This window comes from Bradyrhizobium sp. WSM1417 (assembly GCF_000515415.1).
Lineage (GTDB): Bacteria > Pseudomonadota > Alphaproteobacteria > Rhizobiales > Xanthobacteraceae > Bradyrhizobium.
Genome location: NZ_KI911783.1, coordinates 1,532,614 through 1,550,365 on the forward strand (window position 1 = coordinate 1,532,614; position 17,752 = coordinate 1,550,365).

The following is a 17,752-nucleotide window of genomic DNA, read 5'->3' on the forward strand; positions in this document are numbered from 1 at the left end:
AACTGGGAGTGTCGTTAAGCAGGGCGACCCGAAGCCTACTCCGCCGCCAGCGACTTCTCGCGCAGCGGCAGACCGAGGCGATCCCACACCTGCAGCAGGGCTTCGGCGAGCTGATCGATCAGGCCGTCGTCGTGATAGGGCGAGGGCGTGATGCGCAGGCGTTCGGAGCCCTTGGCGACCGTCGGATAGTTGATCGGCTGGATGTAGATGCCGTGCTGTTCGAGCAAGAGGTCGGAAGCCTGCTTGCACTTCTCGGCATCGCCGATGAACAGCGGGACGATATGGGTGTCGCTCGACATCACCGGCAGGCCGGCGGCGTTGAGGATCGCCTTGACCCGGGCGGCGCGGTCCTGGTGACGCTCGCGCTCCCAGCTCGACGTCTTCAGATGCTTGATCGCGGCGGTCGCGGCCGAGCAGATCGCCGGCGGCAGCGCGGTGGTGAAGATGAAGCCAGATGCATAGGAGCGCACCGCGTCGATGATCTGACCGTTGGCGGCGATGTAGCCGCCGAGGCAGCCGAACGCCTTGGCGAGCGTGCCCTCGAGGATGTCGATGCGATGCATCACGCCGTCGCGCTCGGCGATGCCGCCGCCGCGCGGGCCGTACATGCCCACGGCATGGACCTCGTCGACATAGGTCATTGCGCCGTACTTCTCGGCGAGGTCGCAGATCTTGGCGAGCGGGGCGATGTCGCCGTCCATCGAATAAAGGCTCTCGCAGGCGATCAGCTTGGGCCGGCTCGGGCCCGCAGCCTGCAACAGCGCTTCGAGATCGGCGAGGTCGTTGTGGCGGAACACGACCCGCTCGCAGCCGGACTGGCGGATGCCCTCGATCATCGAATTGTGGTTGAGCTCGTCCGACAGGATCAGGCAGTTCGGGATGAGCTTCGCGATGGTCGCGATGCCGGTCTGGTTCGAGACGTAGCCGGACGTGAAGAGCAGCGAGGCTTCCTTGCCGTGGAGGTCGGCGAGCTCGGCCTCGAGCTGCACCAGCGGATGATGCGTGCCGGCGATGTTGCGGGTGCCGCCGGCGCCGGTGCCGACGCGGGTCGCGGTCTCGACCATCGCGCCCACCACCTTCGGGTGCTGGCCCATGCCGAGATAATCGTTCGAGCACCAGATCACGACGTCGCGCCTGCCCTTCGGCGAGTGCCAGAGCGCATGCGGGAACCGGCCGGCGATGCGCTCGAGATCGGCGAACACGCGGTAGCGCCGCTCGGTGTGGAGACGATCAAGGGCGGAATTGAAGAACTGGGCGTAATCCATCGTCAAACCTGCAGCGGAACCGACCAAAGACCCGCATATCCTTAGAGCTTTTCCAGCTCCAATGTCTATGCGCTATCCCACATTTGGACCTGCGGGGCATTTGGGCAAAATGCCCTATCGTGCGATTTGAAACTTGATCCGGATCAAGTTCGCGCGAGATGCAATGTTGCTCTGCACCATCCGGTGAATTGAGCGCAGCCCTCAGGTCGTCCTGAACTGCAGCACGCCGTCTTTCATCTCCGCCGTCAACCGGCCTTCCACGATCATGTAGTTGACGTGGGCGACCAGTTCGCCGGCGGCGAAACCCATCTGATGTTCGTCCAGCACGTGCTTGTTGAACACCACGGGCACCAGGGCGCGCGAGGTCTGCGGCACCTCGCGGCAGGCTTCCGCGATCAGGCGGCAGCGCTCCTCGTGGTGATCGGCGAGCTGCTTGATGCGGGTCTTGAGCCCGTAGAACGGCACGCCGTGGCCGGGCAGCACCAGCACGTCATAGGGGAGAGTCGTGGTGAGGCTGGCGAGCGAGGCCAGATATTCGCCGAGTGAGTTCTGGTCGGGTTCGACCGCCCACACGCTGACGTTCGGCGAGATCTTGCTCAGCACCTGGTCGGCCGAGAGGAACAGCTTGTCGTCGGCGCAATACAGCATCACCTGGTCGAGTGCGTGACCGCCGCCGGTGATCACCTTGAAGCGCCGCGTGCCGATCACGACGTCCTCGCCATGCGAGATGCGGCGGTAGGACGGCGGCAGCACCGAGACGCGCTTGAGATAGTCCTGGCCGCGGCCGAGCAGTTTTTCGGTGAGCGACTCGTCCATGCCGTGGCGGCGGAAGAATAGCCGCTGTGCTTCCTGCCGCTCCTCGGTGCCGCGGTTCTGGTGATAGACCGATTGCAGATATTCGACCTGCGACATCACCAGCGGGCAGTTGAACCGCTCGACGATCCACCCGGCCAGACCGACATGATCGGGATGGGAATGGGTCACGATCAGGCGCGTGATGTTGACGCCCTTCAGCGGCCCGTCGAACAGCTTCGTCCAGGCTTCGATCGTCTCCTCATTGCCGAAGCCGGCATCGATCATGGCATAGCCGTCACCATCGGCGAGCAGGTAGATGTTCACATGGTTGAGGCGGAACGGCAGCTTCAGCCGCGCCCACAACACGCCGGGCTTCACCTCGACGACCTGTTCGGGGCCGGGATGCTGTTCCCAAGGATAGCGCAGGGCGTCGGCGGAGGACTGCACGGTGTCGGTCTTTGCGTTCATCCTACCGGCTTAAACCCACCTCTCCCGCCGCGCCAGCCGAAAAAGAACGCTGGCGGGCCCGCATAGCGGTCATTCCGGGTTACGGAACGGCGACTTACGCCGCCCGCATGTTGTTGAGGAACGCGTCGATCTCTCCGCGCAGTATGTCGGCCTCGCGGCGGAGCGCGTCGGAGGCGCCGAGCACTTCGTTCGCCGCTGCGCCGGCCTCCGCCGAAGCCGTGGAGACGCCGACAATGTTGCTGGAAACCTCGCTGGTGCCGCCGGCGGCATGCTGGATGTTGCGGGCGATCTCGCGGGTCGCCGCGCCCTGTTCCTCGACCGCGGCGGCGATCGTCGTGGTGACGTCGTTGATCTCGCCGATGATCCGGCCGATGCCCTGGATGGCGCCGACGGCCGAAGTCGTCACCGACTGCATGCTGGCGATCTGGCTGCGGATCTCCTCCGTCGCTTTCGCGGTCTGGCTCGCGAGGCTCTTCACCTCGGAGGCGACCACCGCGAAGCCGCGACCGGCTTCGCCCGCGCGCGCCGCCTCGATGGTGGCGTTGAGCGCCAGCAGATTGGTCTGCGAGGCGATGGTCTGGATCAGGTCGACCACGACGCTGATGCGGCTCGCGCTGTCGGCGAGGCTCTGCACGGTGGCGTCGGTCGCGCCGGCTTCGTCGACCGCTTTCCTGGCGATCGCGGCCGAGGTCACGACCTGCTTGCTGATCTCCTCGATCGAGGACGAGAGCTGCTCGGTGCCTGACGATACGGTCTGCACGTTGACCGAGGTCTCTTCGGCTGCGGAGGCAACCGCGTTCACCAGCGCATTGGACTGGTCTGCCGTGGTCGACATGCTCTGCGCAGTCGTCTGCATCGAATTGGCCGACTGCGCGAGATTGTCGAGCGCGGAGCGCACCGTACTCTCGAATCCGGCGATCTTCGCCTCCATCTGCGCGGCACGCTCGGCCTTGGCGACGCGATCCCTGTCCTGCTCGCTCGCAAGCGCCCGGGCTTCGATCATGCTGTCGCGAAACACCGTCAGCGTTTCCTTCATCGCGCCGATCTCGTCGTTCTGCCGGGAGCGGACGATCTCGGTGTCGAGGTCGCCGGCCGAGAGCAACTGCATGGCGCGTTGCAGCTCGCGAATGCGGCGCAGGATGTTGCGCCCGACATAGAGCCAGACGAACAGCGCCGAGCCGACCAGCGTCAGTGCGCCGAGTGCCAGCATCGCGGTGGTCGCGAGCGAGATCTCCTGCCGCGCCTGGAAGGTCGACGCGTTGGTCTCCTTCTGCACGCCCTCGACCAGCTGCTGCACGCTGATGCCGAGGCCGACATTGAGCTTGCGGGTCTCGTCCAGGATGGTCTGGCCGTAGTCGATGGCGTCGAGCTCTTTCTGGCGGATCTTGAACACGCCGGTCTTGCCCTCACCGAAGGCGAACAGCTTTTGCACCGTGTCGCGCACCGCCTGCATCGAGGCCATGTTCGGCAGGTCCTCGAGGTTCGACTTGACGCGGTCGCGCGTCGCCTTGAACTCCTTCTCGATCGCCTCCAGCGTATCGCTGTTGTTGGCCGACAGCGCCGCCATCATGTCGGCAGCCATCAGATTGCCGTTGGCGGAGATGGTCGCGACCTGGGAGACGGTGCGGGCGGCTTCGGTGGCATCGTCGGCGGAAACTTCCGCCGCGCCGAGGATCGCGTTCAGGCGCGTTTGCGCATCCAGCATGGCAGGACCGGCCGCACCGACGAAGGTGAGCTGCGCCTTGCGGAGCGCTTCATATTGCTTGTCATGCAGTGCGCCGGTATCCAGCCGTTCGCGCGCGGCCGACACCAGGCTCTGGGTCGCCTCGTCGATGCTCTTGGCAGTGTCGCGCAACGCGGTTGCGATCTGCTTGTCGGCGCCGAGCTCGATGATCTCGCCGAGCTTGGCCATGGCGAGCTGCTGGATCTCCTGCACCTTCTTGGTGCGTTCGTTCAGCGCCTCATCGGACGGCGACGCCAGGAGGCCCGGCCCCTGTGCCGCGAGCGTTGCGCTTTGCGATGCGAGTTGAAGGCTGGCGGAAAGGCGCGGGATGTCGCGGCCGCTCAGGTCCATCATGGTGCTGCCGAGATGGTTGAAGACGAAGCCGGCGCCGGCTGCAATCACGAGGCCCATGCCCGCGATCACCGCGAAGGCCGTGAACAGGCTGCCGCGCACGCCCCATGTCGGCATTTTGAAACGAGGCCGGATACGACCAAGTAAACGGCCAAGGCCCAGACGGATCGCCATCGAAATTCCCCCACGCGTGATCTTTATGTTTTCGCCGCGGAGTATCCTCGGGCCAGGTTAAAAAATCGCAAGTCGCTCAATCGGTTGCGCGCGTTCCGCACAGCGAAAAAAGAAAGGCCGGCAACGATGCCGGCCCTTCATCATGATAAGGACTTGGTAACCGTTCAGTAGCGCGCGACCGCCGAGTTGGCCCAGTTGAAGCGGTAGTTGACGCCCGCCTTGATGGTGTGGTCGTCGGTGGTGAAGTTACCGGTGCCCGCCAGCGGACCGCCGGTGAAGTGCGCGTCGCCGAAATTGTAGTACTGGTACTCGGCCTTGGCCGACCAGTTCGGGGCGAACATGTATTCGAGGCCGGCGCCGACGGTGTAGCCGTTGCGATGATCGCCCGTGATGACGAAGGCCGCCGGCACGCCGCCAACAGTGACCTTCTCGTTGTTGTCCGAATAGGCGTAGCCGCCCTTCACATAGAGCAGGCCCGGACCCCAGGTGTAGCCGACGCGGCCGGTGATCGAGCCGAGACCACGCTGGTCGTTGGTGTAGGCGACGCCGCCCGGGAACACCGCGCCGACGCTGCCGGAGAGCCAGGAATACTGGCCTTCGACGCCGACAACGAAGTTCGGGTTGAACTGCCAGTCCGCACCGGCCTGCAGGCCGCCGAGGAAACGGCCGTTGCCGTTGTTACCGGTGGAGAGGCCGCTGAAATTGTTGTCGCTGGAGAACGCGCCGCCGACATGGCCGCCGATGTAGAAGCCGGTCCAGTTGTAGATCGGTGCGGCATAAGCGGGCGCGGGCGTCTTATAATAGTTGCGGTTACCGAGATCGGCACCGACCGCCGGCGCAGCAGCGCCCACCACGAGCAGCGCAACGGTCGCAAACAGAATCTTCTTCATCGTCCAAACTCCAACACTTGGTCCCCGGCAGGCGCGCTTTCCGCGCCGTCGTTGGTTTTGCAGATAGCTCGCTTTTGACGAAAATGCTGTCACATCCATGGCACAGCGGCAGCCAACGTAACTTATTGGGCTGTAAATGGTTTTCGTACTTAATGGCGACTTAAGAAGCGGTGAAGGAAGGCTTAACTCGGCGCTATCAGGGTAACTTGCGCGCGCATCTCGTTAACCAAGACGGCGCCGCGCCTCATCGCGCATCTGTTCGCGGAATGCAGCGCGCTTTGCGGGCCGGTCTTCCTCGCGCACGTCATGACGATCGAAAACGTCGAACTTCTCCAGGATCGGATAGCGCTCGTTCGCCATCGCGAGCACGCGCAGCACCTTGGTCGCGGACGGTGTCGGGCCGCTCACTTCCCAGCGCCGGATGGTGTCGGCGCCGCCCTTCTCCGGCAATCCGCAAAGCCGGGCCATGTCGGCCGCGGTGAGCTTGCGCTCGAGGACGTCTGAGAGATCGTTGCGGAGTTGCTTCAGTTCGGGACCGGTCATGTCGCCTCAATACGCGAAGTCGATGAGGTGAATGCACTAGCGCTGATTCGGGTCCATCCGAAGGCGGGGCATGCGAGCGGGCGGGCGTGCTAGTCTCCCGCCCGCCGGGCTCAGCCAGGAAAGGAAAACCGCATGCCGGTGTTCAAGCTGCCTCTGTCGGGGGACGTCGTTCAATCCATAACCCGATCACGTCGTTCTTCAGCCCGGCCGGCGGCCAGTTCGGTCTCGTGAACATCACGGTGGGCCAATCGGCGCCCGATGTCGAGAAGGACCTGCTGTCGGATATCGGCAGTTACGGCAAGCAGAACGGTCAGGTTGCGGATGCGCTGCTCGTGGTCATTGAGCAACTGGAAGCGCTCGGTGACAGTGCACTCGGCGACGACAAGGCAGTCGCGGCTTTCAAGGAGCTGATGCACTCGGTTGCGACCGTCAAGGAGCGCCACAACCGCAAGGCCTGTCGTCCGCGGCGGCGCTGATCATGCCGGCGACCGGTCCGCGGCACCTTCGCCCGCGCACGAAGTTATGAATGGGGTGCCCATGGAAATCCGCCGCTGAATGACCAGATGCCAAGGGGGCCGCAGAATGAAGGGATCTGCCGTGAGCATCAAATCCGCCATTGCCGCCCTCGTCACCATCGGGCTGCTTGCCGCGCCGTTCGCGGCTGAAGCCAAAAAGCACCGGTCAATCCGATCTTACAGCACCGGCGTGGTGGCTCCGAATTATGGGAGCGCCGGATCGTTGGTAGCACAGCCCAGAGCCTACGGATCGAGCGGACAGTCGGTCGGGACGGTCACGGCGCCATCGATCGGTACGTATAATTGGCCATCCGTCGGCGTGACCAACGCAGTCCCGACCTGGAACAACACCAACCCGCCCATCCGGTAGGCGCGCCTGTCCGGCGAGCCAATCCCGGTCTCCGCCTGCCGGTCGCAATGCCAGAGAAGATCAAGCGCGACCAGCAATGATCATGGCGGTGGACCAGGCATTTCGGATCGTTCAGGGAGAGCGCAGCCCGATCCTAAATTCCCCGGCCGGCCTGTTGGCCGATCACGCAGCGCCATCCGGCGAGACGCTCGGCCGGATGCTGGTTCATCCATTCGGCGAGTTGCGGCGCGCCCATCAGGCACGATTGCATCGAGACGTCGGCGAAGTCGGATGTGGTGACGGTTTGCTCATGACAGTTCGCTGGAGAGGCGAGGTTGCAGAGCACGGCGATGATCTTGATCACGCGAGGTTGCCTCCGTCGCTGCGATGCGCAGAGGCTCCGCTTGATCTCTCGCTCACCGGATCAGTCGGCGGGAAGATGCTGTCGTAGATCGCGCGCGCTTCCTGGATGAGGCGAATGCGCTCACGCTCGGATTTCGAGACAAACTCAATAACCTGGCCCATGTCGGCTCCAATAGATCCTCAATCCATCATCACATGATGGAAATCATTTCATGCGGATGTGGGGTGCCGGCTTCGGCTTTGCAGCCGTGCTGGCGGTCACGAGGGATAAAAAGCCCGTGAGTATTCCGTTCCTGAAGTGGAGCGGGATACCTTCAGCGATGCGCCGGTCTCACGGCGCATCTGATCGGGCCGTGACCGCTTCGCAGCATCGTGAGGACGAGTTGAGCCCCGCTGGATGATGGCATTGCGGCACATTTTCTCGCGCGTGGAGTTGTAAGGTCGCACTCAGTGCACGCGAACGGCATTGCGATTGAGAGACCGCGCCCGAAAGGATCAGCCATGACAACAACGAAACGCTCCATTGCTGCACTCATTGCTCTCGGATTGGCTGCAGCGCCACTCGCTGTCAACGCACAGACATCCGCGAGGGGTACACCAGGCAGCACGAGCGGACGCACCGGAGCGCCGGTACAGCAAGGGACTATCGGAAGTTCCGGGCAGACCGTCGGGACGGTGACAGCGCCGTCGATCGGAACGTCCAACCAGCCATCGGTCGGCGTAACAAACTCAGTCCCTACCTGGAACAACACGAATCCCAGACCGAAGTAGAAACCGCGATCGGCTGACTTAAGCCGCCGGCGCGCGCTCGCTCTGACCCGGCACCGCCGCGAGCAGCTCGCGCGTATAGGGATGTTCGGGCATTGCGAAGAGCTGCGCGGTAGGTTTCAGCTCGACGATGACGCCGCGCTGCATCACGGCGATGCGGTCGCAGATTTGCGCCGCCACGCGTAGATCGTGGGTGATGAACAGCATCGAGAGGCCGAGGCGGGCCTTGAGGTCTTCGAGCAGCCGCAGGACTTGCGCCTGCACGGAGACGTCGAGCGCGGAGACGGCCTCGTCCGCGACGATGATCTCGGGCTCGAGCGCGAGCGCACGCGCAATGCCGATGCGCTGGCGTTGGCCGCCGGAGAATTCATGCGGATAGCGCTCGAGCGCGCCGGCATCGAGCCCGACCATCTTGAGGAGATCGCGGGCGCGGTCGAACGCGACTTTCGGATCGGTGCCGGCCGCGATCGGGCCGTCGGCAATGATATGACCGACCTTGCGGCGCGGATTGAGCGAAGCGAACGGGTCCTGGAAAATCATCTGGATGCGGTGGCGCTCGGCGCGTAGGGCCTTGCCCGCGAGCTTTGTGAGATCGGTCTCGCCGATCCGCACGGTGCCGCGATCGGCCTCGATCAGCCGCATCACGAGCCGGGCCACCGACGATTTGCCGGAACCGGATTCGCCGACGAGGCCGAGCGTCTCGCCCTTGAAAATCGTGAAGTTGACTTCGCGCGCGGCATCGACGCGGCGGTCCTCGCGAAACCAGCCGCCCGAGGTGACGTAGGTCTTGTCCAGTCCGATCACCTCGACCGCCTTGGCCTGGTCGTCGAGGGCGCTGCGGGCGGGCGGGTCCATCGAGGGCACGGCGGCGAGCAGCGCCTTGGTGTAGTCGTGCTGCGGCGCGTTGAAGACCGCCGAGGCGGGGCCTTCCTCGACCACCTTGCCATGGCGCAACACCACGACCTGGTCGGCGATGTCGGCGACCACGCCGAAATCATGGGTGATGAACATCACCGCCATGTTGCGATTGCGCTGGAGGTTACGGATCAGTTTCAGGATCTGCGCCTGCGTGGTGACGTCGAGCGCGGTGGTCGGCTCGTCCGCCACCAGCACCGCCGGTTCGAGCGCGAGCGCCATCGCGATCATCGCGCGTTGGCGCTGGCCGCCGGAGAGCTGGTGCGGATAGGCGCGCACGATGCGCTCGGGATCGGGGAGGCCGACCTCGCGCGCGAGCGACAGCGCCTTTGCGCGCCGCTCCCTCGGCGTGAGCAGCCCGTGCGCCTCGAACATCTCCGCCATCTGGTCGCCGATCCGCATCAACGGATTGAGCGCGGTCATCGGCTCCTGGAAGATCATCGCGAACCGGCGGCCGCGTAGATCGCGCCAGCCGTCGTCATCGAGTTTGAGCAGGTCGCGGCCTTCGAACTGGATCTCGCCGGAGGTGACGGTGACCGTGTCAGGCAACAGGCCCATCAGCGCATGCGCGCACATCGATTTGCCCGAGCCGGATTCGCCGACGACGCAGACGATCTTGCCGGGCCGCAAATCGAGCGAGACGCCGTCGACCGCGAAGGGACGTTCGGCGCCCTTCGGCAATGCGATCCGCAAGTTCTTGATGGAGACGGCGGGCGGTGCGGTCATGATCAGCGGCCCTCCCGCGACAGCCGCGGATTGAGCGCGTCGTTGAGGCCTTCGCCGATCAGATTGAGGCCGAGCACCGAGATCAGGATCGCGACGCCGGGAAACACGGTGATCCACCAGGCCTGGCGGATCACGGTACGGCCGGCACCGACCATGTAGCCCCAGGAGATCAGATTGGGATCGCCGAGGCCGAGGAACGCCAGCGAGGATTCCAGCAGGATCGCGGTCGCCACCATGAGCGAGGCCAGCACGATCACCGGCGACAACGTGTTCGGCAGGATTTCGCGCAGGATGATCCAGGTGTTGCTCTGGCCCGTGACCACCGCGGCCTGGACGTACTCCCGCGTGCGCAGCGACAGCACCTCGCCGCGGACGAGGCGCGCGACCGGCGGCCAGCTTACCAGCGCGATCGAGGCAACGATCGAATAGATCGAGGGCTGCAGGATCGCGACCAGCACGATCGCGAGCGCAAAGCTCGGAATGGTCTGGAAGAACTCGGTGAAGCGCATCAGGGCGTCGTCGACCCTGCCGCCGAAATAGCCGGCCATGGCGCCGATCGGCACGCCGACGACCAGCGCCACCAGGGTGGAGACCATGCCGACCAGCAGCGAGACGCGTGCGCCAAAGATCATGCCGGCGAACACGTCGCGGCCGAGTGCATCGGTGCCGAGCGGCACGGTCGCGAGCGTGAACGGCGGCAGGAACGGCCGTTGCACCATGCGCCAGGGCGAGTTCGGGAACAGCATCGGACCGAACAACGCGACCGAGATCGCAAGGAGCAGGATGATGAGCCCGATGATGCCGCTCGGGCTCCTCAGCATCGATTTCCAGAACTGTTTCATGTGGTGAATTCGATGCGCGGGTCGACCAGGCGATAGACCAGGTCGGTGATGAGGTTGAAGATCAGGACCATGGCGGAGCAGATCACGAAGACGCCGAGCAGCAGATTGTAGTCGCGCTGGAGCAGGGCGTCGTACATCAGGCGTCCGATGCCGGGCCAGGCGAACACGGTCTCGGTGATGACGGCGCCGCCGATCAGGGTGCCGGAGTGGACGCCGGCGAGCGTCACGACGGGGAGCAGCGCGTTGCGCAGGACGTGGCGACGCTGGATCACGGCATCGGACAGGCCTTTGGCGCGCGCGGTCTTGACGAAGTCGAGACGCTTCACCTCCAGCATCGAGGCGCGCGTCATGCGGGTATAGGTCGCCATGAAGAACAGACCGAGCGTCATCGCCGGCATGATCAGGTGCTTTGCCACATCGACGGCATGGGCAGGGCCGGAGAGGTTGGCGCCGACCGTCTCGTAGCCGAAGCTCGGCAGCCAATCGACAGTGACCGAGAACAACAGGATGCCCATCAGCGCCACCCAGAAGATCGGCATGGCGTAGAAGATCAGCGCGAAGATCGTGATGGCGGTGTCCAGCCAAGTCCCCGCGAAGCGCGCCGCGAAGGTGCCGAACAGGATGCCGAGCACCAGTGAGATCGCGAACGCCGTCAGCGTGAGTAGAAGTGTCGCCGGCAGCCGTTCCAGAATCAGCTTGGCCACCGGCGCCTGCTGGCGGAAGGAGAAGCCGAGGTCGAGCATCACGACGCCCTTGACGTAGACGAAGAGCTGCTCGGGCAGCGGCTTGTCCAGGCCGAACTTCTCCCTGAGCTGCTGGACGAAAATCTGGTCGCTGGCGCCGGCCTCGCCCGCCATCACGACCGCGGGATCGCCGGGCGCGAGCCGGATCAGGAAGAAATTGAGGACGACGATCGCAAGCAGGACGATCACGCCCTTCGCGACACGCTGAGCGACAAAGGAGAGCATTGTTAGGTGGCGATCAGATCAGGTTGAACGCAGCGGTAGTTGCGGTGCGCCCCCTCTCCCGCTTGCGGGAGAGGGTGGGGGAGAGGGTATTTCCGCAGAGGGATTGCCAAGTGGAGAGAACCCTCACCCGCTACGCTCTTCGAGCGTAGCGACCTCTCCCGCAAGCGGGAGAGGTAAGGGAAGCCTGGAACGCCTGCGCTCACTTGTCGAGCCATGCGTCCTTGAAGCCGTCATTGACGCCGATCCCGGTCGTGATCAGGTTCTTGACCTTGCAGCGCATGATGGTCGGGAATTGCAGCTCGAGCATCCAGGCCACCGGCACGTCCTCGACCAGGATCTTCTGCGCCTTCTCGTAGATCTCCTTACGCTTCGAGTCGGGCGTTGCCACCGCGCCGTCGGCGAACAGCTTGTCGATTTCCGGGTTGGAGTAACCCTCGACGTTGTTGAACACCTGGCCCTTGGCGATAGCGCTGGAGACGTAGTTGCGGCCGACGCCGAGTGCGGGATCGCCGTACTGGTAGAGATAGGTAAAGGCGATGTCGTAATCCCAGTCGCCGATCTTCTGGTTGCCGCCGGCGACGTCGGTGGCGATGGTCTCGATGTTCATGCCGACGTCCTGGAGGTTCTGCTTCACGGCTTCACCCCAGCGCTGCCAGGTCTCGCCATAGGCGAGCGGCAGAAGGCGGATCTTCTCGCCCTTGTAGCCGGCTTCCTTCAGCAGCGCCTTGGCCTTGGCGGGATCGTAAGGGTACTTCGGCACGTCGTCGGTATAGTATTTGATGGTCGAGGCCGACGGGCCGGTTGCGACCTTGCCGAGCCCGTTCCAGATCACGTCCTTGGCGAAGTCGCGGTCGATCGCAAACATGACCGCCTGCCGCACCCGCTTGTCGGCGAGCGGACCCTGGCGGTTGTTGAGCCACAGCCAGGCCAGCGGCGAGAAGAACTCCCAGCCGGCGCCGGTGACGCAGGTGTCCTTCAGCTTGGAGAGCCGGGGCACGTCGAAATTCTCGACCGAGCCGCCGGGCAGCACGTCGACCTTGCCGGTCTCATACGCCACCGAGCGCGCCGCGGCATCGGGAATGATCTGCCAGTAGATCTCGTCGAGATAGGGCTTCCCCTTCTCGTAATAGTTCGGGTTCTTGACCAGGCGGATGAATGAGCCCTTCTGCCATTCCTTGAACATGAAGGGGCCGGTGCCGACAGGGGCGTTGTTGTAGGGATTGGTCTTCCAGTCGGTGCCTTCATAAAGATGCTTCGGTACCATCGGCATCGACCCGACCTCGAAGATGCCGAGGAACGGGCCGAACGGCTGCTTCAGCGTGAACACCACCGTGTAGTCGTCGGGCGCCTCGACCTTGTCGACCTGTGCGAGATTGTTGCGGGCCCGCGCATGCGTCTGTTTCAGCATCTCGAGGGAGAACAGCACGTCGGCGGCGGTAAAGGGTTTGCCGTCATGCCAGGTCACGCCCTTCCTGAGCTTGAACGTGTAGGTTTTTGCGTCCTCGCTGACACTCCAGCTCTCGGCGAGCTCCGGCTGCGGTTCGAGCTTGGGGCTGTAGCGAAGCAGGCCCTCGAAAATGTTGCCCGACACCATCTGCACCGGGCCGTTCTGGACCATCGCCAGCATCAGGCCGGGCGGCTCGGGCTGAATCACGGCATTGATCGCTCCACCCGCTTTCGGCTCTTCTGCCAGCGCCGGGGCCGCGAGGCCGCAAGCCAGGAGGACGCCAAGCAACACTCGTTTTGACATGTCGTATCTTTCTCAAGCGAGACCAGCCGCAAACGCTTCGCACGTCGTGGCGCGCAAAGCTACGGCCGGCCCATCCCAGTCCCCATCCGGGATCGAGGCTCACACGGTCTCATTCGGCGCCGCAAGATGAAAGTCTCGACAATGTTCGCACAAAAAATGCACAGCGCGTCCGGTTATGGCGTCTGGCGGCCAAGACGGCGCCGCCGCGCCGCTTCACGAGGGCCGCAGCGCCCGTTGCAACTCGGCAAGCGCGTCCGCGAGTTGCTCCCGGTGCGCGATGTCGTCCTTGGGGATGGCCGCGACACTGCCGGCGAGTTCGCGCAGGATCCCGGCGAGCAGGCCAAAATTGAGGTGCAGGTGCACCGATTTGCGTTCGTCCGCCGTGCCCGGATGCTGCAGCACCAACGCAACGCCGCTGCCGTCGAGACGTGCCTCGAACCGCGATGAATGCCCGAACGTGCCGACATAGAACTTGTCGGGATATTCGAGCGCGATCTCTGCCTTGTCGGGAACCGGCTTGGACATGTGAGCCTCATTGATGTCAGGCTATTCTGGCCGGGAATAAACTCGACCGCCTTGCGATAGGTCAGAGGCGGGCTCGTTCCGGATTTGATCAGGATCAAAGCCGGGCTGCCGCTTCTGCGATCTGATGGCAGGACGCGTGAAGCCCCGCGTGCCCGGTCAACTGCGAGTGCATCGGCGATGAACGTCCACTCCACCCCACCCGAAGCGGATTCAGACGATATCGCCATCTCCTTCGCGGACGAGGCGTCGGCACGTTGCGCGCAATTGCTCGGCGAAGCCGGCCTCAGGCTGACGCGCCACCGCCTGGCGCTCGGACAAATGCTGTTCCTCTGTCCGCATCGTCATGTGACAGCCGAGGGGCTTTATGAAGAAGCGACGGCCGCCAATCTGCGGCTGTCGCTTGCGACCGTCTACAACACGCTGAACCAGTTCACCGAAGCCGGCCTGTTGCGCCGGATCGCGGCCGACGGCATCAAGTCGTTCTTCGACACCGATACGTCCGTGCATCCGCATTTCTACCTCGAAGGCGAGGATGTGCTGGTCGACGTCACCGACGGCCTGACCTTCACCAAGATGCCCGAGGCGCTCCCGGGGCACGAAATCGCGCGGCTCGACGTCGTCGTCCATCTGCGCCGGAAACGCGACGCAGGCTCGGTATGAGGATCGTCTAGCGCAAGCCCGCCCGCCGGAATCCTTCCAGATAGTGCTCGCGGTCGGCCTCGTTGGCCCACGGCAATTGCGTCGAAATCCAGTGCAGCGAGATGTTGGGCTGGGTACGGCGGAGCTCGCCCAGCGCCATCTCCGCAAGCACGGCGTCGCCGGTCATGCCGGCAGAAACCGCGAGCACGCGGTAGGCGCCGGTGAGATCGCCGCGGTGGCGGATTGCCTCGCGCGCGAGCGCGATGGCCTCGCCGTAGCGCCGCTCGGTGAAGCGGGCATAGCCGGCGATGCCGTGATAGATCGCCAGGGATGGATCGCGCGGCGAGAGCCGCATTGCCCTCTGCGCGGCCTCGAATGAATCCTTCGGTCGCCCGGCATAGGACAGCGCCAGTGCGTAATAGCCCTGCGCCAGCGAGAAGTTCGGATTGAGCGCGAGCGCCTGCTCGAACTCGGACAGTGCGTCCGCAAGCCTTCGCGTCGAGAAGTAGACGCTGCCGAGCGCGGCGTGCGCCCAGGCATCCTCGTGGTCGCAGCGCACCGCGGCGAGCGCGGCGGCTTCGGCCACCGGCGCCACCAGCGCAAGCTCGACCCAGCCGAGATGCACGCCAAACATGTGGTTCGCCGCGAGCACCGACAGCGCCTGGCCGTAGTTCGGGTCGATCCCGATCGCGCGTTCCAGCAGCGCCCGCGCGGTCTCGTGATCCCGCCGCGTCACGCGCCAGTAATGCGACAGCGCCCGCATCAGGAGATCCCAGGCATCCAGGCTCGCGGGGGGCTTGCGATGGGCGCGAAAACTTTCCGCCGCATGAATCTGCGGCTCGATCGCCGCCGCGATCGCGTTGGTGATCTCGTCCTGCACGGCGAACACGTCGATCAGCTCGCGGTCGTAGCGCTCGGCCCAGAGATGGCTGCCCGTCGTGGCGTCGTTGAGCTGCGCGGTGATGCGCACACGGTTGTCCGACTTGCGCACGCTGCCTTCGACCACGTAGCGCACGCCGAGTTCCTCGGCGATCTGCCGGATGTGGACCGCGCGTCCCTTGTAGGTGAAGGACGAGTTGCGGGCGATCACCATGAACCAGCGCTGCTTCGACAGCGCGGTGAGGATGTCCTCGCTGATGCCGTCGCCGAAATAGTCCTGTGCGGGATCGCCGCTCATGTTCTCGAAAGCGAGCACCGCGACCGCCGGACGGTCCGCCAGGGCGCGCGGCAGGACAGCGACGGGTTGCGCAGGCGCCGTTGCGGCTGCCACTTCTTCCCGGACTTCGCCGACGAAACGAAAGCCCTTGCGCGGAATGGTCTTGATCAGCCGCTGGCTCGCACCGTCGTCGCCGAGCGCCTTGCGCGCGGCGTTGATCCGGCTGTTCAGGGCGGAATCAGAGATGATCCGATCGCTCCAGATCTGGCTGATCAGGTCATCCTTGCTGACAACGCGGGTGCGCTGCGCCACCAGATAGAGCAGGAGATCGAACACCTGCGGCTGCAACGGCACGGCGGCGCCGCTGCAGGTGAGTTCCCGCAGGTCGCCGTCGAGCACGTTGTTTTCAAAGCGAAATCGCACGTTTCTGTCGTCTCAAGCAAAAATCAAAGTCGTCTCAGGCGAAAATCAACCGTCCGCGAAAGTCTTGAGACCTCCGGTGCGGCATGGTGCAGCGACCAATGAAGTGCCGGCGTTTTGGCACAACGGAGCTGTTTATGACCCAAATTGATCATCAGGTTCATCCTATCGGCCCGGTTGCGGGCTCACGCATTTTCAAGTTCATCGCATTTCTGTACGGAATTGCGGCGTATCTCGTGTTTTTCGTCACCATTCTCTACGCCATCGGCTTCGTCATGGGGTTGGTGGTGCCGAAGACCATCGACACCGGGACGGATACGCCCGTGGCCGAAGCCGTCATCATCAATCTGCTCCTGATGGCCCTGTTCGCGGTCCAGCACAGCGTGATGGCGCGGCGGCAATTCAAGGCCTGGTGGACGCAGTACGTCCCCAAGCCGGTCGAGCGCAGCACCTATGTGCTGTTTGCGAGCCTGTCATTGCTGCTCCTGTTCTGGCAGTGGCGTCCGCTGCCCGCGGTCATATGGGACGTCGCGAACCCGGATCTTGCTGTGACGATCGTCACGCTGTCGCTGGTGGGCTGGGTCCTGGTGTTCACCTCGACCTTCATCATCAATCACTTCGAGTTGTTCGGCTTGCATCAGGTGACCAATCATCTCGTCGGCAAGGAGGCGTCGCCGCCGCGCTTCAAGACGCCGCTGCTCTACAAGTTCGTCCGTCATCCGATCTATCTCGGCTTCATCATCGCGTTCTGGGCGGCGCCGGTCATGACCGCGGGCCATCTGCTGTTCGCCGCCGTGACCACGCTCTACATCTTCGTCGGCATCGCGCTGGAGGAGCACGACCTCATCGATCTCTTCGGTGACGAGTACCGGCAGTACAAACAACGGGTCTCGATGCTTATTCCCTGGCGCAAGTCGGTATAGCTTGCGCGTCGTTCGGCCGCGTCCGCCGAAAGGAGGATGCGCGGCGGCGCCGAGGCGCGTATCGGAGCTTGCCGGACGCAACCTTCAACGTTTCTCGGGGTGAATCCCCTCATCCCGACGCTATCAGTGCGAGCGAAGCTCGTCGCGACCCCCGCATTCGTTTTTGCCGAGTTATCGGCAAACAGGAGCGGGGAGAGGAATCTAATCAATCATCAACGGAGACGACCTAATGAAACATGTTGGAAACTGCTTCTGTGGCGCGGTCACGATCGAGGTCACAGGCGCGCCGGAGGCGATGGGCTATTGCCATTGCAGCTCGTGCCGCTCGTGGTCGGGCGGGCCGGTGAACGCCTTCAGCCTGTGGAAGCCCGAGGCCGTGCGCATCACCGAAGGTGCTCAGAATGTCGAGACCTTTGCGAAGACGCCGCTCAGCCAGCGCAAATATTGCAAGAAGTGCGGCGGCCATCTCATGACCAACCATCCGCCGCTCGGCCTGGTCGACGTCTTCACCGCCACCATTCCCACGCTCGCCTTCGCGCCCGGCGTCCACGTCAATTACGCCGAGACGGTGCTGCCAATGCGCGACGGCCTGCCCAAGCTCAAGGATTTCCCGGCCGAATTCGGCGGCAGCGGCGAGATGATGCAGGAGTGATGCGCTTTCTTCTCTCCTCTCGCCGCAAGCGG

The 17,752-nt window shown here is 64.1% G+C and carries 19 protein-coding genes; 6 read left to right on the top strand and 13 right to left on the bottom strand.

The window, feature by feature from the left end; genetic code table 11:
• Nucleotides 1-35: 35 nt before the first annotated feature.
• From hemA to BRA1417_RS0107430, 5 genes are all read right to left on the bottom strand, one after another.
• The gene (hemA, locus tag BRA1417_RS0107410) at nucleotides 36-1,265 is read right to left on the bottom strand and encodes a 5-aminolevulinate synthase (protein WP_027515290.1); all 1,230 of its coding nucleotides are present in this window, start codon (nucleotides 1,263-1,265) and stop codon (nucleotides 36-38) included.
• 201 nt (nucleotides 1,266-1,466) lie between these two features.
• A complete protein-coding gene (locus BRA1417_RS0107415; RefSeq protein ID WP_027515291.1) occupies nucleotides 1,467-2,528 on the bottom strand; it encodes an MBL fold metallo-hydrolase in 1,062 nt (353 codons plus the stop codon).
• Nucleotides 2,529-2,622: 94 nt separating this feature from the next.
• Nucleotides 2,623-4,776, bottom strand: coding sequence for a methyl-accepting chemotaxis protein (locus tag BRA1417_RS0107420; RefSeq protein ID WP_027515292.1), 2,154 nt, complete (start codon nucleotides 4,774-4,776; stop codon nucleotides 2,623-2,625).
• A 164-nt stretch (nucleotides 4,777-4,940) separates the two neighbouring features.
• Nucleotides 4,941-5,666: an outer membrane protein gene (locus BRA1417_RS0107425; protein ID WP_027515293.1), complete on the bottom strand. Its 726-nt coding sequence runs from the start codon at nucleotides 5,664-5,666 to the stop codon at nucleotides 4,941-4,943.
• Between the two features lie 222 nt (nucleotides 5,667-5,888).
• Complete coding sequence (locus tag BRA1417_RS0107430; protein ID WP_027515294.1) at nucleotides 5,889-6,209, bottom strand: hypothetical protein; 321 nt, start codon at nucleotides 6,207-6,209, stop codon at nucleotides 5,889-5,891.
• 227 nt (nucleotides 6,210-6,436) lie between these two features.
• On the opposite strand from BRA1417_RS0107430, the gene BRA1417_RS39565 reads away from it, so the two are divergent.
• Together BRA1417_RS39565 and BRA1417_RS42190 are read left to right on the top strand one after the other, a co-directional pair.
• Nucleotides 6,437-6,685 carry a hypothetical protein gene (locus BRA1417_RS39565; RefSeq protein ID WP_245286147.1) on the top strand — a complete coding sequence of 83 codons (249 nt, stop codon included), beginning with the start codon at nucleotides 6,437-6,439 and terminating at the stop codon, nucleotides 6,683-6,685.
• 106 nt (nucleotides 6,686-6,791) lie between these two features.
• Nucleotides 6,792-7,094 carry a hypothetical protein gene (locus tag BRA1417_RS42190; protein WP_084462127.1) on the top strand — a complete coding sequence of 101 codons (303 nt, stop codon included), beginning with the start codon at nucleotides 6,792-6,794 and terminating at the stop codon, nucleotides 7,092-7,094.
• A 133-nt stretch (nucleotides 7,095-7,227) separates the two neighbouring features.
• Here BRA1417_RS42190 and BRA1417_RS0107450 read toward each other — a convergent pair whose 3' ends face one another.
• Both BRA1417_RS0107450 and BRA1417_RS44660 read right to left on the bottom strand, forming a co-directional pair.
• Nucleotides 7,228-7,437, bottom strand: a complete 210-nt coding sequence (locus BRA1417_RS0107450) for a hypothetical protein (protein ID WP_007605116.1) — start codon at nucleotides 7,435-7,437, stop codon at nucleotides 7,228-7,230.
• Nucleotides 7,434-7,598, bottom strand: a complete 165-nt coding sequence (locus BRA1417_RS44660) for a hypothetical protein (protein ID WP_198034792.1) — start codon at nucleotides 7,596-7,598, stop codon at nucleotides 7,434-7,436. The genes BRA1417_RS0107450 and BRA1417_RS44660 overlap by 4 nt, the downstream gene beginning before the upstream one ends.
• Nucleotides 7,599-7,937: 339 nt before the next feature.
• Between BRA1417_RS44660 and BRA1417_RS45300 the strand changes: the two genes are divergently transcribed.
• Nucleotides 7,938-8,207, top strand: coding sequence for a hypothetical protein (locus BRA1417_RS45300; protein ID WP_084462128.1), 270 nt, complete (start codon nucleotides 7,938-7,940; stop codon nucleotides 8,205-8,207).
• An 18-nt stretch (nucleotides 8,208-8,225) separates the two neighbouring features.
• Here BRA1417_RS45300 and BRA1417_RS0107465 read toward each other — a convergent pair whose 3' ends face one another.
• From BRA1417_RS0107465 to BRA1417_RS0107485, 5 genes are all read right to left on the bottom strand, one after another.
• On the bottom strand, nucleotides 8,226-9,845 hold the full coding sequence (locus tag BRA1417_RS0107465; protein ID WP_027515297.1) for an ABC transporter ATP-binding protein: 1,620 nt from the start codon (nucleotides 9,843-9,845) through the stop codon (nucleotides 8,226-8,228).
• 2 nt (nucleotides 9,846-9,847) lie between these two features.
• Complete coding sequence (locus tag BRA1417_RS0107470; RefSeq protein ID WP_027515298.1) at nucleotides 9,848-10,687, bottom strand: ABC transporter permease; 840 nt, start codon at nucleotides 10,685-10,687, stop codon at nucleotides 9,848-9,850.
• Entirely contained in the window at nucleotides 10,684-11,655 is a 972-nt protein-coding gene (locus BRA1417_RS0107475; protein WP_027515299.1) for an ABC transporter permease, read from the bottom strand. Before BRA1417_RS0107475 ends, BRA1417_RS0107470 begins: the two co-directional genes overlap by 4 nt.
• Before the next feature lie 199 nt (nucleotides 11,656-11,854).
• Nucleotides 11,855-13,405 (bottom strand): ABC transporter substrate-binding protein, encoded by a 1,551-nt coding sequence (locus BRA1417_RS0107480; RefSeq protein ID WP_027515300.1) that lies wholly within the window; start codon nucleotides 13,403-13,405, stop codon nucleotides 11,855-11,857.
• Nucleotides 13,406-13,618: 213 nt separating this feature from the next.
• Complete coding sequence (locus tag BRA1417_RS0107485) at nucleotides 13,619-13,930, bottom strand: hypothetical protein (RefSeq protein ID WP_027515301.1); 312 nt, start codon at nucleotides 13,928-13,930, stop codon at nucleotides 13,619-13,621.
• Nucleotides 13,931-14,107: 177 nt separating this feature from the next.
• Between BRA1417_RS0107485 and irr the strand changes: the two genes are divergently transcribed.
• Nucleotides 14,108-14,590, top strand: coding sequence for a Fur family transcriptional regulator Irr (irr, locus tag BRA1417_RS0107490; protein WP_027515302.1), 483 nt, complete (start codon nucleotides 14,108-14,110; stop codon nucleotides 14,588-14,590).
• 7 nt (nucleotides 14,591-14,597) lie between these two features.
• Here the strand turns inward: irr and BRA1417_RS0107495 are convergent, their stop codons facing one another.
• Entirely contained in the window at nucleotides 14,598-16,148 is a 1,551-nt protein-coding gene (locus BRA1417_RS0107495) for a winged helix-turn-helix domain-containing tetratricopeptide repeat protein (protein ID WP_027515303.1), read from the bottom strand.
• 134 nt (nucleotides 16,149-16,282) lie between these two features.
• Between BRA1417_RS0107495 and mddA the strand changes: the two genes are divergently transcribed.
• Nucleotides 16,283-17,068: a methanethiol S-methyltransferase gene (mddA, locus tag BRA1417_RS0107500; protein WP_027515304.1), complete on the top strand. Its 786-nt coding sequence runs from the start codon at nucleotides 16,283-16,285 to the stop codon at nucleotides 17,066-17,068.
• 229 nt (nucleotides 17,069-17,297) lie between these two features.
• The gene (locus tag BRA1417_RS0107505) at nucleotides 17,298-17,720 is read left to right on the top strand and encodes a GFA family protein (protein WP_027515305.1); all 423 of its coding nucleotides are present in this window, start codon (nucleotides 17,298-17,300) and stop codon (nucleotides 17,718-17,720) included.
• Nucleotides 17,721-17,752: the final 32 nt, after the last annotated feature.

Coding starts and splice junctions, on each gene's coding strand:
- BRA1417_RS0107420 (WP_027515292.1), bottom strand. CDS start 4,776: ATGGCGATCCGTCTGGGCCTTGGCCGTTTACTTGGTCGTATCCGGCCT.
- BRA1417_RS0107470 (WP_027515298.1), bottom strand. CDS start 10,687: ATGAAACAGTTCTGGAAATCGATGCTGAGGAGCCCGAGCGGCATCATC.
- mddA (WP_027515304.1), top strand. CDS start 16,283: ATGACCCAAATTGATCATCAGGTTCATCCTATCGGCCCGGTTGCGGGC.
- BRA1417_RS0107430 (WP_027515294.1), bottom strand. CDS start 6,209: ATGACCGGTCCCGAACTGAAGCAACTCCGCAACGATCTCTCAGACGTC.
- BRA1417_RS45300 (WP_084462128.1), top strand. CDS start 7,938: ATGACAACAACGAAACGCTCCATTGCTGCACTCATTGCTCTCGGATTG.
- BRA1417_RS42190 (WP_084462127.1), top strand. CDS start 6,792: ATGAAGGGATCTGCCGTGAGCATCAAATCCGCCATTGCCGCCCTCGTC.
- BRA1417_RS0107425 (WP_027515293.1), bottom strand. CDS start 5,666: ATGAAGAAGATTCTGTTTGCGACCGTTGCGCTGCTCGTGGTGGGCGCT.
- BRA1417_RS0107475 (WP_027515299.1), bottom strand. CDS start 11,655: ATGCTCTCCTTTGTCGCTCAGCGTGTCGCGAAGGGCGTGATCGTCCTG.
- BRA1417_RS0107505 (WP_027515305.1), top strand. CDS start 17,298: ATGAAACATGTTGGAAACTGCTTCTGTGGCGCGGTCACGATCGAGGTC.
- BRA1417_RS0107480 (WP_027515300.1), bottom strand. CDS start 13,405: ATGTCAAAACGAGTGTTGCTTGGCGTCCTCCTGGCTTGCGGCCTCGCG.
- irr (WP_027515302.1), top strand. CDS start 14,108: ATGAACGTCCACTCCACCCCACCCGAAGCGGATTCAGACGATATCGCC.
- BRA1417_RS0107485 (WP_027515301.1), bottom strand. CDS start 13,930: ATGTCCAAGCCGGTTCCCGACAAGGCAGAGATCGCGCTCGAATATCCC.
- BRA1417_RS44660 (WP_198034792.1), bottom strand. CDS start 7,598: ATGGGCCAGGTTATTGAGTTTGTCTCGAAATCCGAGCGTGAGCGCATT.
- BRA1417_RS0107415 (WP_027515291.1), bottom strand. CDS start 2,528: ATGAACGCAAAGACCGACACCGTGCAGTCCTCCGCCGACGCCCTGCGC.
- BRA1417_RS0107465 (WP_027515297.1), bottom strand. CDS start 9,845: ATGACCGCACCGCCCGCCGTCTCCATCAAGAACTTGCGGATCGCATTG.
- hemA (WP_027515290.1), bottom strand. CDS start 1,265: ATGGATTACGCCCAGTTCTTCAATTCCGCCCTTGATCGTCTCCACACC.